Below are 17,665 nucleotides of genomic sequence, written 5' to 3' on the forward strand. Positions count from 1 at the left end.
GTCAGTCTCCTCTGCCGGAACGCAGCACTGCCCGGACCGGCGGTGGCGGCAGGCGCTTCGGGTCGGCGGCCGACGCGTACGCGAGGTACCAGCCCACCTTCGAGGCGCCGCCCTGGTCCGGGTTGCCGAACAGGATCACGTCGTTGTGCCCGGGCGGGAACGCCAGGCCCAGCAGCCGCAGTGCGAAGTCCCGCAGCCGCAACGTGTACGTCCGCGGCAGCTCCGGCTCCTCGGCGACCAGGAACTCCACCGACTTGAAGCCCATCGTCACCACGCCTTGCAGCGGCAGGTTGACCCCGAGCAGCCCCTCGGCCCCCGGCAGCCGCACACCCAGGTAGATCCCCGGGTCGGTGTCGGCCGTGCCCGGGCTCCACGCGACGAGCACCTGGATGGCGAACGCCTTGCTCCCGGCGAGCGCGCCGAGCGAGCCGAGGTCCACGGTGTAGTCCAGCCCGTACCACGGCTGGGTGAGCGCCGACTGGTCGAGCGGCGCGGTGACCGCGACGTAGCCCATGTCGGCAGGTGTCTGCGGTGGTGGCGGCGCGCCCGCCGCGAGCTGCGGATCGGGCGTGGAGACGAGTCCGTTCAGCCGGATCGGGAAGCGGGCGGCCAGCGACTGCGCGCGCGCCCTGCTGTTCGCCTGGTCGAACGACAGGTTGCCGTCCTTCAGCGTGAACCTGGTGGTTCCGGCCGGATCGCCGAGGTCGAACGACATGGCGATCGCCAGGCCGCCGAAGCGGAGGTAGCCGTCCTCCCCGGCTGCGTCCACGCCCCAGCAGAACGGGTCGAACTTCTCCGGCTCCTGGAACCGCAGGTTGCCCGCCAGCTGGAAGACGGCGTCGACCGTCGCCTTGCCCGAGCCGGGGTCCGACGCCTTCGCCGTGACCAGTTGCGTCGACAGCAACTCCGCACTCTGCAGCACGAGTCCGTCGAGCTGGAAGGTGTTCTGCCCGGCCATCGAGAACACGTACGTGTCGTGCGTCGTGCCGTCGGGCAGCCGCTGCCGCTGGAGCGCGCCGTCGAGGACCATGTTGTTCCCGCGTGTCGTCGGCAGAAGCCTGGCGGGCGTGCCGAACAGGCGGTTGACGAGCAGTTCGGCCCTGCTGGTGAACGTCGTGACGACGGAGTTGCGCACACCGACCGTCAACTGCAGCACGCGGAAGGCGTAGTGGACGTTCTCGCTGAAGTACTGGTCCTCGGGGTTCTGGTAGTCGATCAGCCCGAACATCGCGGAGCGTTCGAAGACCAACTGCCCGTCCGCGCGCCGGTACGGGGTGAGCGACAGCCCGAAGTGGTGCGCGGCGAACTGCGCCGGGTCGATCCCCGCCGCGAGCACCTGGAGCTCGTCCGGCAGCTCGTCGAGCGGGACCTCCGCCGAAAGGGCCAGCACACCCGTCCAGTTCGGGTCCTGGACGACCTGCAGAAACGACGCGTAGGGCGACCCGGACGGCGCGTTGCGCGCCGCTTTGATGACATCGCGGATCGCCTTGCGGGCGTCGGCCGGCCGGCCGGTACGGGAGGCGGCCTCGGGCCAGGCCCAGGTCGACACGTCCTCCACCAGGTCGGCGATGCTGCGGCCCAGGGCGAACTTGACGATGAGGTACGTCGACTCCCGCCAGCTGTCCGGGGAGAGCCGGAACGGCCAGCCCCCGGCGACCGGCGTCAGCCGGCCGCCGTAGCGCAGGAAGACGAGCCGCTCCGCCTCGGTGATCTCGGGACACGCGCCGACCAGTGCGGTGATGAACGCGTTCCGGGTGTCGTACTCGGTGTCGTGCATCGCGCTGCGTACCGCGTTGAGGACGTTCTCGGGCACGCCGCCGTGGTCCACGGGGATGGTGGCGACGACGTCCAGGGTCGCCGTGGTGAGCTCGTACGCGACCGAGCCGAACCGGTGGAACTCTGCCGGGTCGCCGAGGACCAGGAAGAGGTTGTTGGTCTGCATCGCCTTCCGGAACCGGCCGGTGACCGTGGTGAAGCGCAGGTCCGGCTTCGCCGCCGCGCCGCCGTCGTGACCGATGCCGAGCCAGCTCCAGGTGAAGTCGGATGCCAGCCCCACGGCCAGCCCCTGCGGCGTCACGGCCACGGTCGGTTCGGCCTCCGGCGCCGGTTCGCCGTCCTCGCCGGGCAACAGCACCGCGCGGCGGGTCGGCGCGATCGCCAGTTGCTCGACGGCGACCGCGTCGGGGACGGCGTCGTCGGCGAGCCCGTGGAACGGCGCCATCGGGAAGGGAGTCCGGGGCGCGGTCGCGGCCGGCACCTCGCAGAAGTCCAGCAGGTCGACCCCGCCTGCCGCGGCCGCCGCGCCGGCCGTGTACAGCGGCGCGTCCTCCGGCTGGCTGTAGTACGTGATGACGCCGGTGTCCGCGGCCTGCTCGACCGACACCCATGACGTCGTCCCGTGCGGGGTGAGCGAGTCGGCGCCGGTCCGGTCCGGGCCGAGCGGCGCGTATGCCGGTTGCCCGGGCAGGAACGCCAGCGTGCAGCCCTCATCGGGCAGACCGAGGTATTCCAGACCGGACATGCCGCAGATGACGCGAGACCCCGTGGTCGCGGCCTCGACGGCGAACGGCCCGTCCGGGACCAGGTAGTAGCCGACGTTCCCCTTCTCGTCGGAGAGGTACGGCGCGAGGCCGAACACCAGCCGGGCCGGGCTCGCCGCGCTCGTTCCGGCCTTGAGCGGACGCAGGTCCACGCCGTGGCCGAGCACCGTGGCGTACCCCGACGGCAGCGCCGGCGGATCGCCCTCGCCCGTCGTGCACGCGAAGAAGCCCAGCGAGGTGCGCTCACCGTCCAGCGGCCGCAGCGGATCGATCTGGGCATGGAACTCCAGGCCGACGTCGTCCGGTTGGCGTACGACGCCGAACCGGATGGTCCTGACGACGCCCTCGTCCCCGGGGGTGAAGAAGCGCAGCCCGGCCCCGAGCCCGGTGAACGCGTCCCCGCTGCCGGCCGGCGCGTCGATGACGAACCGCCACGCACCGGTGTGCCCCGCCGCCATGCACAGCAGCGTGGTCGTGCGCCGAGCGGGGAACCGGGCCGTCGGCGAGTACAGCGTGACGGCGGACCAGTCGGCCCCGTCGGCGACGGCGAAGCCCCAGCCCGCCGCCGTGTCCGCGGGAGCGACCACCCCGCCCTCGGGCAACGCGAGTCGGTAGTCCGCGAGCTGGAAGGTCGCCCCGTCCACCAGCCAGGTCCCGTCCGGGTCCTCCCGGACGGTCAGCGCGGTCGTCACCCACGCGGTCGGCGCTGCCGTCGGGTCGGCGACCCAGAGGAAGCGCGGCGGGCCCTGGGGCGCGTAGTAGTCGAGCCAGGTCCGCAGCGCCACCAGGAAGTCCGCCGAGTCCGTGGCCGGCATGCCGAGGAAGACGTACGCACCACGGCTGTCCGCCCACGTCCGGGTCAGCGTCGGCCGGTCGCCGAGCGTTCCCGGGTCGGAGGCGAGGAAGGCCGCCACGCGGTCCGTCGGATCCGCCCAGTGGAGCGGTGTGTCCCCGGCACGGGTGAACGTGGGCTCGGTCATCAGCCGAGGCCCGTGGCGAGATCGAGACGATCACCGTGCAGCAGCGGCAACTCGAGTACGGCCGGGTCGCGCGGCTGCCAGCCCGGGACGACCAGCCAGTCGCCGGCCGGCCCGTCGGCCGGCGCCGCCGCCGTACGCGGCCGGTGCATCGTCACACCGCTCAGCGGCACGGGGACGGCCGACGGCCTTCGGCCCCCGCTCGCGAGCACGTTGCCGAGCGTGGTCCCCACCGGCACCAGCCGGGATGCGCCGTTCACACTGATCCGCACCATCGCGCGGACCACCGCGCGACCGCGCAGGTAGGCCGCGGCGACGCCACCGCCGGGCGGGTCCTGCCGGCGGACGTTCTCGGTGGCCGCGTTCAGCGCACCGAGCGTGGTGGCCGCCAGCAGGACGGCGTTCTGCTGGGGCCACAGCGAACCCGGCGTGGTCGTCGGCAGCAGCGTCCTCGGGTAGACCAGGCGCGCGTACGGCAGCCGTAGTGCCTTCGCGAACAGGTCGAACGCGCCGGCGCTGCCGTACAGCTGCCCTTGCCCCGTGGCCGGCCCCGACGGATTCGGCACGTCGACGCCGTTCTGCTGCGCGAGCTCGGCGAGGAAGGCGTCCAGGCCGTTGGTCCAGGTGCCCGAGTTGTCGTAGGACGCCACCTCGTAGTCGGCGACGCCGGCCGTGACGAACCCGGACAACGGGTTGCCCTGGGCGCCCGACGCGATCTGGTAGCCCTCGTACTCGACGCGCATCACGATGCCTGGGCGCAGGTCGAAGTAGCCGCGGTCGAACCGCAGCCCGTAGGCGAAGTACAGCGTTTCGTCGAACGTCTGCGGCATCGACCGCGACACCGCCTCGGTGAGCGCCGCGACTCCATACGGGGTGATGCCGAACGGCTGCAGCTGGGCGAGCAGCGCGGCCCACTTGGCGATCACGTCGGGGCGGTCGGTGAAGTTCCACACCGGGCTGGTCGCCGGGATCAGCAATGTGTACACGTACGGCCCGTGTTCGGCCGGCGTCAGGACGAAGCCGAGCGGCAGCTCGATGTCGTGGGCCTGCCGGGTCAGGAACAGCTCCGGCAGTCCGAGCGTGATGTCGGCCGCCGTCAGCACCGGACCGAGCTGCGGCGCGACGTACGAAGGGCCGACGAACAGTGCCTCAGTGAACACCGGGACGGGCTCCGACGGTGCCCCGACCGCCAGAGACGCGAGCGCCTGTACGACGACCGTGGTGGAGGTGTCCTCGATCTCCACCGGCCAGCTGCCCGAGGCCGTCGTCGTGTCGCCGAGCGTGGTCACGGTCTTGTCGACGACCGTGCTGACCCGGTACCCGTCCACGAGCGGCGAGGGCAGCGCCTCCCAGGACACGCGCAGGTCGGCGCCGTCGTACGCCACCCTGACGCCGGTCGGTGCGACGGTGAGCAGTGCGGCGGCGTTGCCGGGTGGGCCGACGGCGACGCCGGCCAGTCCCCGCAGGGCGATCACGGCGGTGTTGGGGATGCCGTCCGGCAGCGTCAGGACGATCGGATCACCGGTGACCGGATGGGCGTCGAGCTCGACCTCGGCGCCGTCCCAGCGCACCACGGGCCGTACGCCGGTCAACGGAGGCGACTTCGGTGGCGTACACGCCAGCGTCACGCTCCGGCCGGCGCCGACGGCCACGCGGGTGAGCCGTGGACCGGCCGTGACCAGGTCGAGCGGCACCACCGGTCCCCTCGCCACGCCGGCGACCTGGGCGACCGTGGCCCGGTCGGAGGTGAGCGGCAGGTCGGCGGACTGGCCCCGTGTCAGGAGTGCGGTGGCGCCGACGGCGACGCGGAACATCCCGTCCGTAGGCCCGCTCCAGGCCAGGGCGGCCCGGCCTCCGTCGGCGCGGGCGAGGGTGAAATCGGCCGGCCTGGTGGGCACCGGGAGCGGCACGGACCACGGCCCGGTCGCCACGCCGTCGACACCGCGGACGGCGACGGCGACGGCGACGACGTCGCCGACCGGCACGGTGAATACGGCGATGCCATCCGGGTCCACCCGCTGAGGCGTGCCCGGAACCCCGTCGACGTACAGCACCGCCTCGATCGGCACCCCCTCGGGCAGCTCGCCGGCTGTCGCGGTCACGACGAGGTCCGCGTCGCATACCACCGACGCGACGGTCGGCGTGGCCGGCACGACCGGGGCCGTCACCGTCGGGCCGACCGAGCGCCCGACCCGCCCGCGCACCGACACCGCGTACGCCGCGCTGCGCGGCAGCGGCTCGGGAACGGCGAGCGACAGCGTCGGCGCGGGGCTCACGGTCTCCCGGCGGACCGGCACGCCGTCGCGAAACAGCACGGCGTCGTATGCGGTCGGTGCGAAGTCCGGCGGCACCACGTCGATCGAGACCGTCGCGGCGTCCGACGTCACCCGCGTGACGCCCGGCGGTGTGCGCCGGATCTGGAGCGGTGCCGACGGCGGCCCGGAGCCCGCCTTGTTGACGGCTTGGACGACGACGCGGTACGCGCCGTCGTCGGCGATTCCGGGCTCCAGCTCGGCCGTCGTCGCGGGCGCGTGAATCTCGGTGGCCGGGAAGAACACGCCGTGGTCGTTCAGCACGCTGATCCAGTAGGCGTCCGCGGCGGGGACGGCGGCCCAGGCCACCGAGAGCAGACCGGCGTCGAACTCGACGGCGAGAAGTTCGGGCCGCTCGGTCGGCGCCGCGAACCCGGGGCCGTGCGGGCCGATGGACACCACGTCCTCGCCGGTCCGGACCCGGGCGAGCGTGGCCGCTACGGTCGAGCCCGCCGGCGGTGGCTGCTTGACGACGAAGGATCCGCCGGCGACCGGGACATCCGGGTCCGGTGCGGTGCCGTTGACCACGAGCCGGACCAGGAAGTCGTCGGTGTCCGCGGCCTTCCAGGACAGCGTCAGGGCGCCGCTCACCGGGTCCGTCTCGGCCCGCTCGACCGCGAAGGTGCCGGTGACGATCGCGACCTCCGGCGAGAGCTCCGGCCCCGAATTGCCGACGAACATCCCGATTCGGGCGTGGTAGGCCTGACCAGGCGCCGCGTCGAGCGGCAGCGCGGCATTGGTCGCCGCCCCGGCCCAGGCCTCTGCGACCGTGTGGTCGCCGTTCACCACCTGCACCACGTACGTCGGCGCGGGATTCGGCCGTCCGGGCCCGCTCCAGGAGACGGTCAGGACGTCGCTGTCGTACCGCACCTGCCTGATCACCGGCGGATCTGGTTGTGCGCCGCTCGGTCCACCCATGAACCGCCTCCACGTGCCGACGAGTGTGCCAATGCCGGCAGCACGTACTCACCGGCTGTGGGTCGCGACCAGGAGTCCCGACCCGCAAAGCACTCTTGTCGGCATCATCTGAGATCCGGCCGAAGATTGTTGTAGCAGCCAGACGTATCCAAGCCATCGCGAGAGCACGCCGTGTCCCACAACTGGCCTTGCACTCCGCTCGGCCGGAGCAGCGGCGAGAGCAAGGGGCGGAATCCGACAGGTCGCCTCGGTCCCCCGACGGCCGCTGACCCACCGCCCCGCCACTGACGTTGCGCCAGGGCGGGGGTGCGGGTGGTTGGCCGACTGGCGCTCAGAGTGCCGCGCACTGGCCGACGCGGGAGCCGACACGCTCCCCGACTGCGGAATGCCGGGCATGAACGTGTCTCGGCGCCCTCGACTACCCCGTAGCCCCAGGGCGGAGTGAGGGCGGCATCCGCTGGCGTCGGCGTGACCGAGCATGCGTCGAGCCACTCGCCGCTGCCGTTGCGGAGCATCGCGGCGAAGTCGGGTGCGAGGAGTCCGAAGCCGGTCGATGTGCGCTCACCCGTCGCAGATCGCCGACCCACGAGCGACCGGCTGGGCGGGGTAGGCGCTGGAGCGGATCTTGCCCCTGTACCGAGCGACTCCGACCCGGCCGAACGTGCCGAAGCGGCGGTTGGACAACGCCCCGCTGAGTCGGTGCAGGCAGCGTTGAAGTAGATGTAGGCGCGCGAGTCGCGTGATCTCGGGACCGGCCTGATGGTGACTCGGAGAAGTCGGCAATCGGTCAGCATGAGTCCTCAAATACCTGGGGAAGGCTGACCGAACTTGCTAACGCTTGTAGGCTGCCGGGACCGCCCTTGACCTGCGGGAAGCAGGCAGGGAGCAGACATTTCGGGAGCTTCCTCATGTTTCGTACCATGTTCAAGCCCTACATCTGACATCTGAGCATTTCTGCAGGTCAGACCCGTTCTGTGAGGGGCTGGGTCAGCGAACGCTCAGCATCGGTCCCGATCAAGTCCCGCCGTTGCTGACCTCGGAGACGGCAGTACGGAAGTCGGCGGACTCCCGCCCTGCCCGGAGGGTTGGCTCTTGCGCTGCTGGTCACAGCAGACTCCTCGTGTACTGGTGGCAGGATCGGAATCGGCCCGGACCTTGGTCCGCAGGTCGCTCGTGGATGCCCGATGAACCGACGGGCCCGCAGGCTCCGTGCGCGTCTCGTCCGGTCCCCGTCTCCGGGCCAGGCCGCGCACCAGCCGCCGCTCCTCGTCCGGGACGGCCGTGCCCGCTACCTGCGCCAGCCCGAAGGTGTGCTGCTCGGAGCCGCGGCTTACAGATCTTGGCCGGCCCGATGTCCGAGCAGTTGCAGAAACTGCTCTGGCTGACCGGTACCGACAGTCTCATCACGTTCGCCCCACGGTGGAGGCCGCCCGGGGCTGAACGCGGTGGGCATCCCGCCCGCGGAGAGCCCGTGAACCGCCCACGCGCTGCGGCTCGAACTCGCTCGGCCCCGGGTGCTCCGCCGCCGTGTCAGCCGGTCTTCAGAAGGTCGTCGACGGCGTTCTTGGACAGCTCGACCCTCACCAGGGCGGCTGCCAGTCTCGGCAAGGTTTCGGTGTCCACCAGGCGCGCAAGGCCGCAGCCACTTTGGGTCGATACCGCTCGCCGTGAACGGACGGGCGGCGGTCCCCCGCACTGCGCGGAGCCATATCGGGACCGCACGCTCGCGCAGTCCGACTGACGAACATTGGTTGATCACGGCTAGCTTTGGGATCGAATTTGAGCCAAGTTGACCCGGAAGGATCGTTTCATTCCCCGCAAACCGGCCTCAATCGCGGGGCGAGGTCGGCTACGCGGGGTTGCGGATTGGCCGGGGTGGGCGCACGTTTTGGAGCACCAAAGGGTGGGAACGGTTCGGCGTCCGTCCCCGCGGCAGCAGCGGATCGTCAGCCCATAGGCCGTCTCGGAGGGAGAAGCCATGCCCCAGGAACCGACATTCGCGATCCTCGTCCAGTCCCTGATCAAGGGGTATGACCCGGACGCGCCGGAGACCCGCCACGGGATGATCTCGAGCTCGTGACGGGGCGTCACCGCGCATCGCTGCGGTGCCGGGACTCCGGTGGTCTGCCCGCCGTGCTCACGCGGCATCCGCATGTCATGGTCACGCAGACGCCGCCGCGTGACCATGGGCATGTACGCCGCAGAGCTGCTGCGGACGTGGCGAGTACATGGGAACCAAGGAGGCATCGGCGATGCGCAATGCGCCCTCACGAATTCCCCTGTGCAGCACGTTCGCTTCCTCGCCCACTGCGCGCGGCTTATGCCGGCCCCTGTAACTGCTCAGGGCGTGCCGGGCGACACGCAACACCGATGCGCGCCGAAAGGGAAGCAGGGATCTCATGACAGCGCAGGCCATCAAGCTGCCCATACTGCGGATGCCGTACCCCGTGCGGCTGAATCCGTACCTGCCGGTCCTGCGCGAGGAGACCGAGACGTGGGCGCGGGAGATGGGCATGCTGGACAGCGACGAAGCACCGTCGGCGCGCCGGGCGATCTGGACCTTGCCCCAGTTCCACGCCATGGCCGTTGACCAGCTGACCGCCTGGGCTCTTCCTGACGCCTCACTCACCGACCTCCGGCTCAATCACCGGTTCAACCTCTGGGCTCTGGCCTGGGACGACTACTTCGCCTCCGCCTTCAAACGGAAGGGCGACCTCACAGGCGCAAAAGCCTTCACCGCCCGCCTCCATGCCTTCCTGCCGGCGGAGCCGGGCGCTCGGTTGCCGGAGCCGACCAATGCCGTCGAAAGGGGCATGGCCGACCTCCAGCAACGGCTGTTCCCTCCGAGAATGGCGCACTGGCAGCAGGGGCTCAACCGTGCCCTGGCAAGGTACATCGACGCGGGAGTTCAGGAACTGGCCAACAGCCGCGCCGGCCGTGTCCCGGACCTCATAGAGTATGCCCAGTTCCGCCGTGAAAGCTTTGCCGCCTATACAGCCCCATACTCCGTCGAACTCTCCACTGGCGCACGGATCCCTGAGCAGATCCGGCACAGCCGAGCCTTCTGCGCATTGCTCGACGCCTTCATGGACTACATGGGAATGGCGAACGACATTGCTTCCTATCAGCGGGAAATCCATGACGAACACGACGTCAACAACCTCGTCATAGTCCTCCAAACATCCCTGCGCATCACCGTCCAGGAGGCGATGCATGCGGCCGCCGATCTGGTGACCGCCCGACTGCGCCACTTCGAGCACCTCACGCGGAGCGAACTGCCCCCGGTCGTCCAGCGAGCCGGGTTGAACCACGGCGAACGGATCGAGCTGGAGGCGTGGCTCCGGGGAGCTTGCAGTTTCCTGTCCGGCCTCCATGCGTGGTACACCGGGGCGCCCCGCTACGCTCCCGCAGACGGTCCGTTCCAAGAGCAACGGACCTCCAAGGCGGCTGTGCCCGCCGACGAGCAGTGCGTCTCCGCGTCATGAGGCCTCACGACGTCGACGCACACGTGATGGGCGTCGTACGACGAGCCCGACGTGGGCGCCGAGTGGTTCACCGTGGTCCACCTGTCGGCACTCGATGCGCGGCAACTCCGACCGGGCGCTGTCCACCGGGCGCTGCACCGCGGAGAAGGTCCGGCCCGGCCGCAGACGCCGAACGCCTGGGCCGGAGACTGCGGACGACCTGCTCTTCCTGCACAGCCGTTCCGACTCAGGAGTCACGCCAGACGGCACGAGCACTCGGTTGGTGCCCGTCCAGCTGTGAGGAGGCTGCCGACCCGTGCCGTCCGGCAGTCTCCTCGGCTGTCGTGCTCGGCTCTGATGTGAGCTGCGAGTCCTACAGCCTCCGCAGAAACTGCCTCAGCCGCGCTCGCCACGAGGTGCGGGGTTCGGTTGGGCGCAACAACTCCGGTTCGGAGAGAGGCCATTGGGGCGTCCTCGGCATACCGGTACTCGGCGGGGGCGCGGCCGGCAGCGGTGGTGGCAGCACATCATGCGCTTCCGGACTGCGGGACGCGAACCTCACGGGCAGCGCCGTCAGATGCCGCGACCAGGTGGAGGAGCGCCAGGTGAGCTCGCCCTCGGGCACGGCCAGGCTGATGTCGGGAAGCCGGGTGAGCAGGATGTCGATGCCGGTGTCGGCGATGACACGGCCGATGTCCTGGCCGGGGCACTCATGGGCGCCGGCGCTGAAGGACAGGTGCGCGCGGTTGTGGTGCACGCGGGTCGAGGGGTCCGGGCGGACCGCTTGGTCGACGTTCCCGGCGGCCAGGCCCAACAGGAGCATGTCTCCCGCCTTGATCTCCTGTCCTCCGAGGGAGGTGTCACCGGTGGCCCAGCGGCCCGGGCACACCATCAGCGGTGGCTCGTCCCAGAGCACTTGCTCCACTGCTTCCGGCAAGGTCATCTGTCCGCCGGCCAACGACCCGCGGAACCGCGGGTCGGTGACCACCATGCGCAGCACGTTGGACATGAGGTTGGCGGTCGTCTCATAGCCCGCAAGCAGGATGAGACGCAGGTGGTGTTGCACCTCCTCGTCCGTGAGGCCGGCCGGGTGGGCCATCAGTACGGATGCGATGTCCTGCCCGGGCAGGGCGCGCTTCGCGACGACGAGCTGCTCGAGGGTCTCCAGCACGTAGGTGTTGCTCGCGAGCGACGTTTCGGTGCCCTTGAAGAGGTCCCGGGCGGCGTGCACGAGCTTGGGACCGTACTCGTCCGGCATTCCGAGCAGGTGGGTGAGAACGAGCATGGGCAGGTGCTCGGTGAACTGACCGACCAGCTCCGCGTTACCCATTTCGCAGAACTCATCGACCAGCTGGTGCGCGAAGCGGGTGATGCGGCGGCGGATTCCGCGTTGGTCGAACTGGTCGAGGCCGGCGGTGACCGCGCCGCGCAGGCGCTGGTGCTCTTCGCCGTCCGCACATACGCAGTCGGGTCGCCAGCCGATCATCGGCACCAGCGGCGAGGTGGTGGCGTCGATCTCGCCACTCTTCCAGCCGTGCCAGGTGCGGGGGTCGCGGGAGAACTGGGTGGAGCGGCTGGCCACATCACGGTTCTCGAGGTACCCCAGGACGAGCCACGCCCGTACGTCCCCGTCGAGCAGGACGGGGGCCACCGGGCCGTGGACGGCACGCAACTTTTCGTACAGGCCCATGGGGTCGGTCTCGGCAGCGGCGCCCCAGAGCCGGGTCACTGCGTCGAGTCCCGTGGCGGCGTGGGCCGGGCAACCCGGGGGCGGGGCGAGCCCTGGTTCCGTGGTGGTGTGGTCAGCGGGTGGGACGGTCATACGGACTCCTGAGCGGCGGCGAGGGTGCACAGATAGCCCATCAGCGAGAGCAGCGCGTCGCGGCTGGACGACCGGTCGCGTGCGTCACAGGTGATGATGGGCACCGATTCGTTGAGCGCCAGAGCAGTGCGCAGGGCTGGTGTCGGGTGCTGCGGCGCCTCGGGGAAGGTGTTGACGGCCACGACGAAGGGGACGCGGCGGTCTTCCAGACGGGTGATGATCTCGAAACAGACTTCGATCCTCCGGGTGTCGACGAGGACCACGGCACCGAGCGCGCCCTCGAAGATGCCGTTCCAGAGGAACCAGAAGCGCTCCTGTCCCGGCGTGCCGAAGAGATAGAGGATCAGCTCCTCGTTGATGCTGATGCGGCCGAAGTCCAGAGCAACGGTCGTGGTGCTCTTGCCTTCCGCGCCGGGATTGTGATCGATCCCGACGCCGGCCTGAGTCATGGTTTCTTCGGTGGTCAGGGGCGGGATCTCGCTCACCGCCCCGACCATGGTCGTCTTGCCCACCCCGAAGCCGCCGACAATCACGACCTTGACTCCCCTGGCGCCGTGCGGCAGCAGCACGTCCGAGCGGCGAGGGCCGGCGGCGGGTGCGTCAGAGCCTGCGTAGTCCATGGATCACCGCCTCCAGAAGGCCAAGTTCGGGGATCGCTGCGACAGGAACGGGAGCAGTGGCCTCAACTCGCCCGTGGTCCACGAGCTTGGAGAGCAGCACCGTGATGACGCTGAACGGCAGGCTGAGATACGCGGAAATCTCGGCCACCGACAGCGGGTATTGGCACATGGCGAGAATGGCTGCCTGCTCGGGCTGCATACCGGGTTCGGGTGCGGACCTCGATGCGACGAGGGTGACCAGGTTGAAGGCTTTGGCCGAGGAACCTGGGCCACCGGAGATGACATAAAGCGGCACGGGACTGCCTTCATCCCATGCGTCCTGGTTCTGTGACGTCACATCGCCTGCCCGATGTCATCACGAGGTGGGCTGGTCATGTGCTGACCGATCCGGAACACCAGCGTACGCATACGGTCGCCCAGCAACCCTGCGTCCACCTCCTCATCGGCCAGCACCGCGAGATAGGCCCCGGGTCCGGCCGCCATGAGGGAGAAGTATCCGCCGTCGACTTCGATCCCGACCATGTGGGTCGAGCCGTTTCCGTGCGGGAACTTCTGGGCGATGGCCTTCGCCAGGCTTTGGATGCCCGAGCAGGCAGCGGCGATCGCGTCAGCGGTGTCGGGCTCCGTGTTCGCTTGACCGATGCACAGACCGTCCGATGACAACGCGACCACGTGTCGCACGTACGGGACGCTGGCTGCAAGCTCCTTGAGCATCCAGTCCATGTTGGGCAGTGGCGGCACGGTTACTCACCCTCGTCTGATGGCTCGCTGGTTTGGATGGAAGGACCCGTGACCGGCCTCTTTTCGCCGCTGAACGCCTCCCACATCAGGCCCGGCTGCCGGGGTGCGCCGGCCGTTCCCGGGGTGGCGGCCGGAGCGGCGGGGGGATGAGGGGTCGTGCGGACGACCGGTGTCGGGACGGGCGACTCGCGTCGCCGTTGCGGCAGTCCGTTGGCGGTCTGTTCGACCTCGACGGAATCTGCTGAGGCAACGCGCGTCATCGTCGGCTTCGGCATGGTCGGTGCGCCCGTGGGCCTCGGCGTGAACTGTCGGACTTTCGGGGCAGGCGGCTGAACTGTGGTGATCAGGCGCCGCGGAACGAGCACGACGGCCCGCACTCCTCCGTACGCGGAGGTGCGCAAGTCGACGTCGAGGCCGTTCTCGCGGGCCAGCCTGCTGACGACGGGCAGGCCGAGCTGCGTCGCCTCGCCCAGGTCGGCCAGATCGATGCCGGATGATGCCTGAGCCATGACGCGATCGATGCGCTGGCGGACCTCTTCGGTGAGCCCGACCCCGCGATCCTCGATCTCGATCGCGATACCAGAGGGCACCTCGTTCGCGGTCACCTCGACCGGGGCGTGCGGAGGCGAGAAGGTCGTGGCGTTGTCGAGCAACTCGGCGAGCAGGTGGATCAGCGGCTCGGCTCCCTGGCCGATCACAGCCACCTCTGTCACCGACTGCAGCTTTACGCGGGGATAATCCACGATGCGTGACATGGCCCCTCGCACGACGTCGTAGAGCGGGATCGCTTTCGACCACTGGCGCCCGGGCCGGGCGTCACCGAGTACCGCGATGCTGGCCGCAAGGCGCCCGATCAGGGCATTGCGATGGTCGATGTCCTGCAGGCCATGGGAGACCACTACATCCGTACCATGCAGGATCTGCATGTCGCGCAGGTCCTTGGCGAGTTGATGCACGATCGCCTGGACCCGCCGGGCGATCGCCACCAGTGCCCGCTGCGACGAGTCCCGGGTGCGTTCCTCGGCATCCACGGCTTCCAGGAGCGTCCGCAGAGCTGCCCGGAGCGCTTCGGCGAACTCGCTGTCGAGATGTTCCCCGAACGGGACGGACTGCAGGATCTCCGAAGTGGGCTCACCCTTCTGCAGGCGGGCGACAGCTGCGGGGAGGAGCTCTTCGGCGAGCCATACAGTGGTGGCCCGCTGATCGGACAAACGCGCGAACAGTGCGGTCTCGCGTTGCGCGTAGTACCGCTGTACCTCGGCATTCGCCCGCGCGTAGCGGGCCGCCTCTGCCGAGCGCGCCCGGCGCGCCGTCTCAGCCGACGTGATGGCCGTCAGGACGACCGCGACGAGGCCGCACCAGGCAACTGGCGTGCGTATCTGCGCGGAAACACAGATCAGCGCCACGACGCAGGCCCCAGCCAGGACACCAGTGGGGATTAGCCATGCCGAAGCCACTGCACGTGGCAGCGCTCTAGGGGTTGAACCTGCACGAACCATCGAAGGGTCCCTAAACAGTCTGGAATTGGTCGATTGGGCGTGATGCGGTGCGCCGACAAGAACGGTCGGGACTTCGCTCGGCCGCGCAAAGATGTTCCAATGGGTGCGCCCGACGGGCCGGTTCGTGATCGGATAGGTGGTCACGCCTCTCTGTGCCAGGCTCCGTCTGCGCGCAATGCGACGTTTGACTCGCGGTGAGTGCAGCGCAACACGCGGGGCGAGCATAGTCAGTTCGGGTACGCCAAGTGGCCCTGACTGGAACGGAAATCTCCGTTGATCAATCCGGACCCATAGTTGATCGATCACCGCCATGACGCACGCTGCAAATGCATGGAATCGACCGCATCCAGCAGCTTGCTGTTCATGGCTTTCGGCTCTGGCCTCCGCCGCCTCTAGGCCCGTGCGTGCCATGGACCGAGGACGCCTTTGCAGGCTCGGCGTTGGCGTCGTCGTACGTCACCTGTCTGTCGGGTGGTGAGGGCGGATCCGTGTTCCTCTGGCCCTCCATTCGAAGAGGTGGGTGCGGTGATGTACTGGAATGGCGGTGGCTGGGCCTGGATGGCCTTCATGCCGCTGCTGTGGATCATGTTGATCGGTCTTGTGGCCGGCTGCGTGGCCGCCGGCTCCCGCTGACCGTGCTTGTCGCCGCCGTGGCTGCACTGATCGCGTCCCTGGTCTGGGTCGCGGGCAGCGATATGGGGCGGACGGGTCCCAGGACTACGACGGGTGTCCTCTCCCGCGACGGGCCGGTCCGCAGCCTTGGCCGAGGGGTGTGACGGGCGGGCGGGAGCCGGTCGATGGCGCGTGGACGACTGCGGATCTACCTCGGGGCCGCCCCGGGGGGTGGGAGAAGTACGCCACGTTCCAGGAGGGCCATCGACCTACGTCGGCGCAAGCTCTCCCTCGCCTGGAAGGCGGACATGCGCACCCAAGCTGCCACTTCGCTCATCGGCCCTCCGGGCAGGCGCGTGTTCGTCGCCACGAGCATGAAGCCGTCCACGGAGTCAGACCCCACCACATACAACTACGGGCTGTCGGGAGCGAACTTCACCGAGCAGTACCAATGGCGCGACGCCGCCACCGGCAAAGTGCTCGCCGCATCCCGGTACTGCTCGCCGAACGCCGAGGGAAGCCAGACACCCCCTGGATACGGCGTCTCATCCACGGCCTCAACGGTTCCCGCGAGTGGCGGGGGCTGGTGGCCGTGCCATTCTCACCGGCGTGGCTGCGGACGTTGCGGGTCACAGGCGGATGATGACCAGCGCCGTGTCGTCGGTGTTGCCGGTGGGTGGGAGGAGGTCTGCCAGGAGGGCGTCGGCCAGGGCCTCGGGGTCAGCTTGCCCATGGCGGGCGAGGGCGTCGCCGAGGCGGGCCAGGCCGGTGTCGATGTCCTCGGTGCGGCGTTCGATCAGGCCGTCGGTGTAGAGGACCAGAGTGACGCCCGCGGTGAAGGCCGTACTGGCCTCCGGCCTCGGGACGTGTTCGGGGCGCGCGCCGAGAGGCGGTCGGTCGCCTGGTCGAGAAAGGTCACGGTGTCGTCGGGGCTGAGCAGGGCGGGTGGAGGATGGCCCGCGCTGCTGTACGTGATGGTGTGGGTGTCCCAGTCGATGAAGGCCTTCACCACAGTGGTCGACTCGGCCCCGTCGACATGGCGGGCATACAGGCCGAGGGCCTCAAGTGCCTGGGCAGGGCCGTCGGCCACACGGGCCGCCGCGCTCAGCGCGCTGCGCAGTTGTCCCATGACGCAGGCCGCTGCCAGGCCGTGGCCGACGACGTCGCCGACGGCGACCGCGATGCGGTCGGCGGGCAGGTCGACTAGGTGATACGAGTCGCCGCACACGTTCAGGGTGCCGATAGCGGGCCGGTGGCGAACGGCTGCCTGGTGGTGTCCGATCGGCGTGGGGGCGGGCAGCATCGCCTCCTGCAGGGCCAGGGCGACCTCGCGATCGCGCGCTTGAGCCCGGCGCAGGCCTTCGTTGACATCCTGCAGTTCGCGGGCGCGGGTGTAGAGCTCAGCCTCCAGCACACGTGCCCGGCTGTCGCTGCCCGGCCCGCCGCGCGCTCGGATGAGTTCGGTGACCTCCTCGACCCGGTGCACGATCAGCACCACCTGACCGTCCTGGCCCAGCACGGGTGCGTTGACCGGGCTCCAGAAGTGTTCCACCCAATGGCCGGGCCGCTCGGGATCCTCGATGTCGTAGCGCAGCAGCGCCATGGTGTCGCGCTCACCGGTGACCACCACGCGCAGCATCGACGCCCGGGTTTCCCGCATGCCGGCCGCCGCTTGGTCGTTGGGGTTCTCGGGGAACACGTCGAAGATGTAGTGGCCCAACAGCTCCTCGCGGGTGCGCCCGGCCAGCCGCAGGAAGTCGTCGTTGGCGTCGGCGTACACGAGGTCCGGGGTGAGCAGCGCCACCATGCCGGGGAGGGCACGGAAGACCGCTGCGTAGTCGATTTCCGGTTTCCTCATGTTGCTGTCCGCCTCGGCGCTGAGCGTCATGGTGTGCAGTTCCACGATAGGAGGGAACGCGTCACCGGCCCGGGACCGCTCTGCACGAGCCCCGGCAGTCACCTGGGTAGCTCATCCATCTCCGCCAGGAGCTTCGTGTGCCTATCCACCCGTCGTCGATCGATTTGTCCAGCCGTGCCCTGTGGCACCTGACGGAGCAGCTCGCCCGAGATCTGTAGACCGCCCCGGACGGTGCGCTGCTGCCGATCGACCGGATCGCCGCCGGCACCCGTGCTGCTTGAGCAAGCACAAGCGGTACAGCC

At 69.7% G+C, this 17,665-nt stretch carries 8 protein-coding genes and 1 pseudogene; 1 reads left to right on the forward strand and 8 read right to left on the reverse strand.

What is annotated here, in order from left to right:
• Position 1: 1 nt before the first annotated feature.
• Complete coding sequence (locus AB0M76_RS06400) at positions 2-3,520, reverse strand: hypothetical protein (protein ID WP_365951810.1); 3,519 nt, start codon at positions 3,518-3,520, stop codon at positions 2-4.
• Positions 3,520-6,747, reverse strand: a complete 3,228-nt coding sequence (locus tag AB0M76_RS06405) for a hypothetical protein (protein WP_365951811.1) — start codon at positions 6,745-6,747, stop codon at positions 3,520-3,522. The genes AB0M76_RS06400 and AB0M76_RS06405 overlap by 1 nt, the downstream gene beginning before the upstream one ends.
• A gap of 2,399 nt (positions 6,748-9,146) precedes the next feature.
• Here AB0M76_RS06405 and AB0M76_RS06410 point away from each other — a divergent pair.
• The gene (locus AB0M76_RS06410; protein WP_365951812.1) at positions 9,147-10,232 is read left to right on the forward strand and encodes a hypothetical protein; all 1,086 of its coding nucleotides are present in this window, start codon (positions 9,147-9,149) and stop codon (positions 10,230-10,232) included.
• 352 nt (positions 10,233-10,584) lie between these two features.
• Here AB0M76_RS06410 and AB0M76_RS06415 read toward each other — a convergent pair whose 3' ends face one another.
• From AB0M76_RS06415 to AB0M76_RS06440, 6 genes and pseudogenes are all read right to left on the reverse strand, one after another.
• On the reverse strand, positions 10,585-12,033 hold the full coding sequence (locus AB0M76_RS06415; protein WP_365951813.1) for a cytochrome P450: 1,449 nt from the start codon (positions 12,031-12,033) through the stop codon (positions 10,585-10,587).
• The gene (locus tag AB0M76_RS06420; RefSeq protein ID WP_365951814.1) at positions 12,030-12,653 is read right to left on the reverse strand and encodes an ATP/GTP-binding protein; all 624 of its coding nucleotides are present in this window, start codon (positions 12,651-12,653) and stop codon (positions 12,030-12,032) included. Before AB0M76_RS06420 ends, AB0M76_RS06415 begins: the two co-directional genes overlap by 4 nt.
• On the reverse strand, positions 12,634-12,948 hold the full coding sequence (locus AB0M76_RS06425; protein ID WP_365951815.1) for a DUF742 domain-containing protein: 315 nt from the start codon (positions 12,946-12,948) through the stop codon (positions 12,634-12,636). Before AB0M76_RS06425 ends, AB0M76_RS06420 begins: the two co-directional genes overlap by 20 nt.
• A gap of 38 nt (positions 12,949-12,986) precedes the next feature.
• Complete coding sequence (locus AB0M76_RS06430; protein WP_365951816.1) at positions 12,987-13,376, reverse strand: roadblock/LC7 domain-containing protein; 390 nt, start codon at positions 13,374-13,376, stop codon at positions 12,987-12,989.
• A gap of 20 nt (positions 13,377-13,396) precedes the next feature.
• Positions 13,397-14,800 carry an ATP-binding protein gene (locus tag AB0M76_RS06435; RefSeq protein ID WP_365951817.1) on the reverse strand — a complete coding sequence of 468 codons (1,404 nt, stop codon included), beginning with the start codon at positions 14,798-14,800 and terminating at the stop codon, positions 13,397-13,399.
• Between the two features lie 1,334 nt (positions 14,801-16,134).
• Positions 16,135-17,363 (reverse strand): annotated as a pseudogene (locus AB0M76_RS06440) (SpoIIE family protein phosphatase).
• Between the last annotated feature and the right edge of the window lie 302 nt (positions 17,364-17,665).

The organism is Streptomyces sp. NPDC051364 (assembly GCF_040682115.1).
GTDB lineage: Bacteria > Actinomycetota > Actinomycetes > Streptomycetales > Streptomycetaceae > Streptomyces.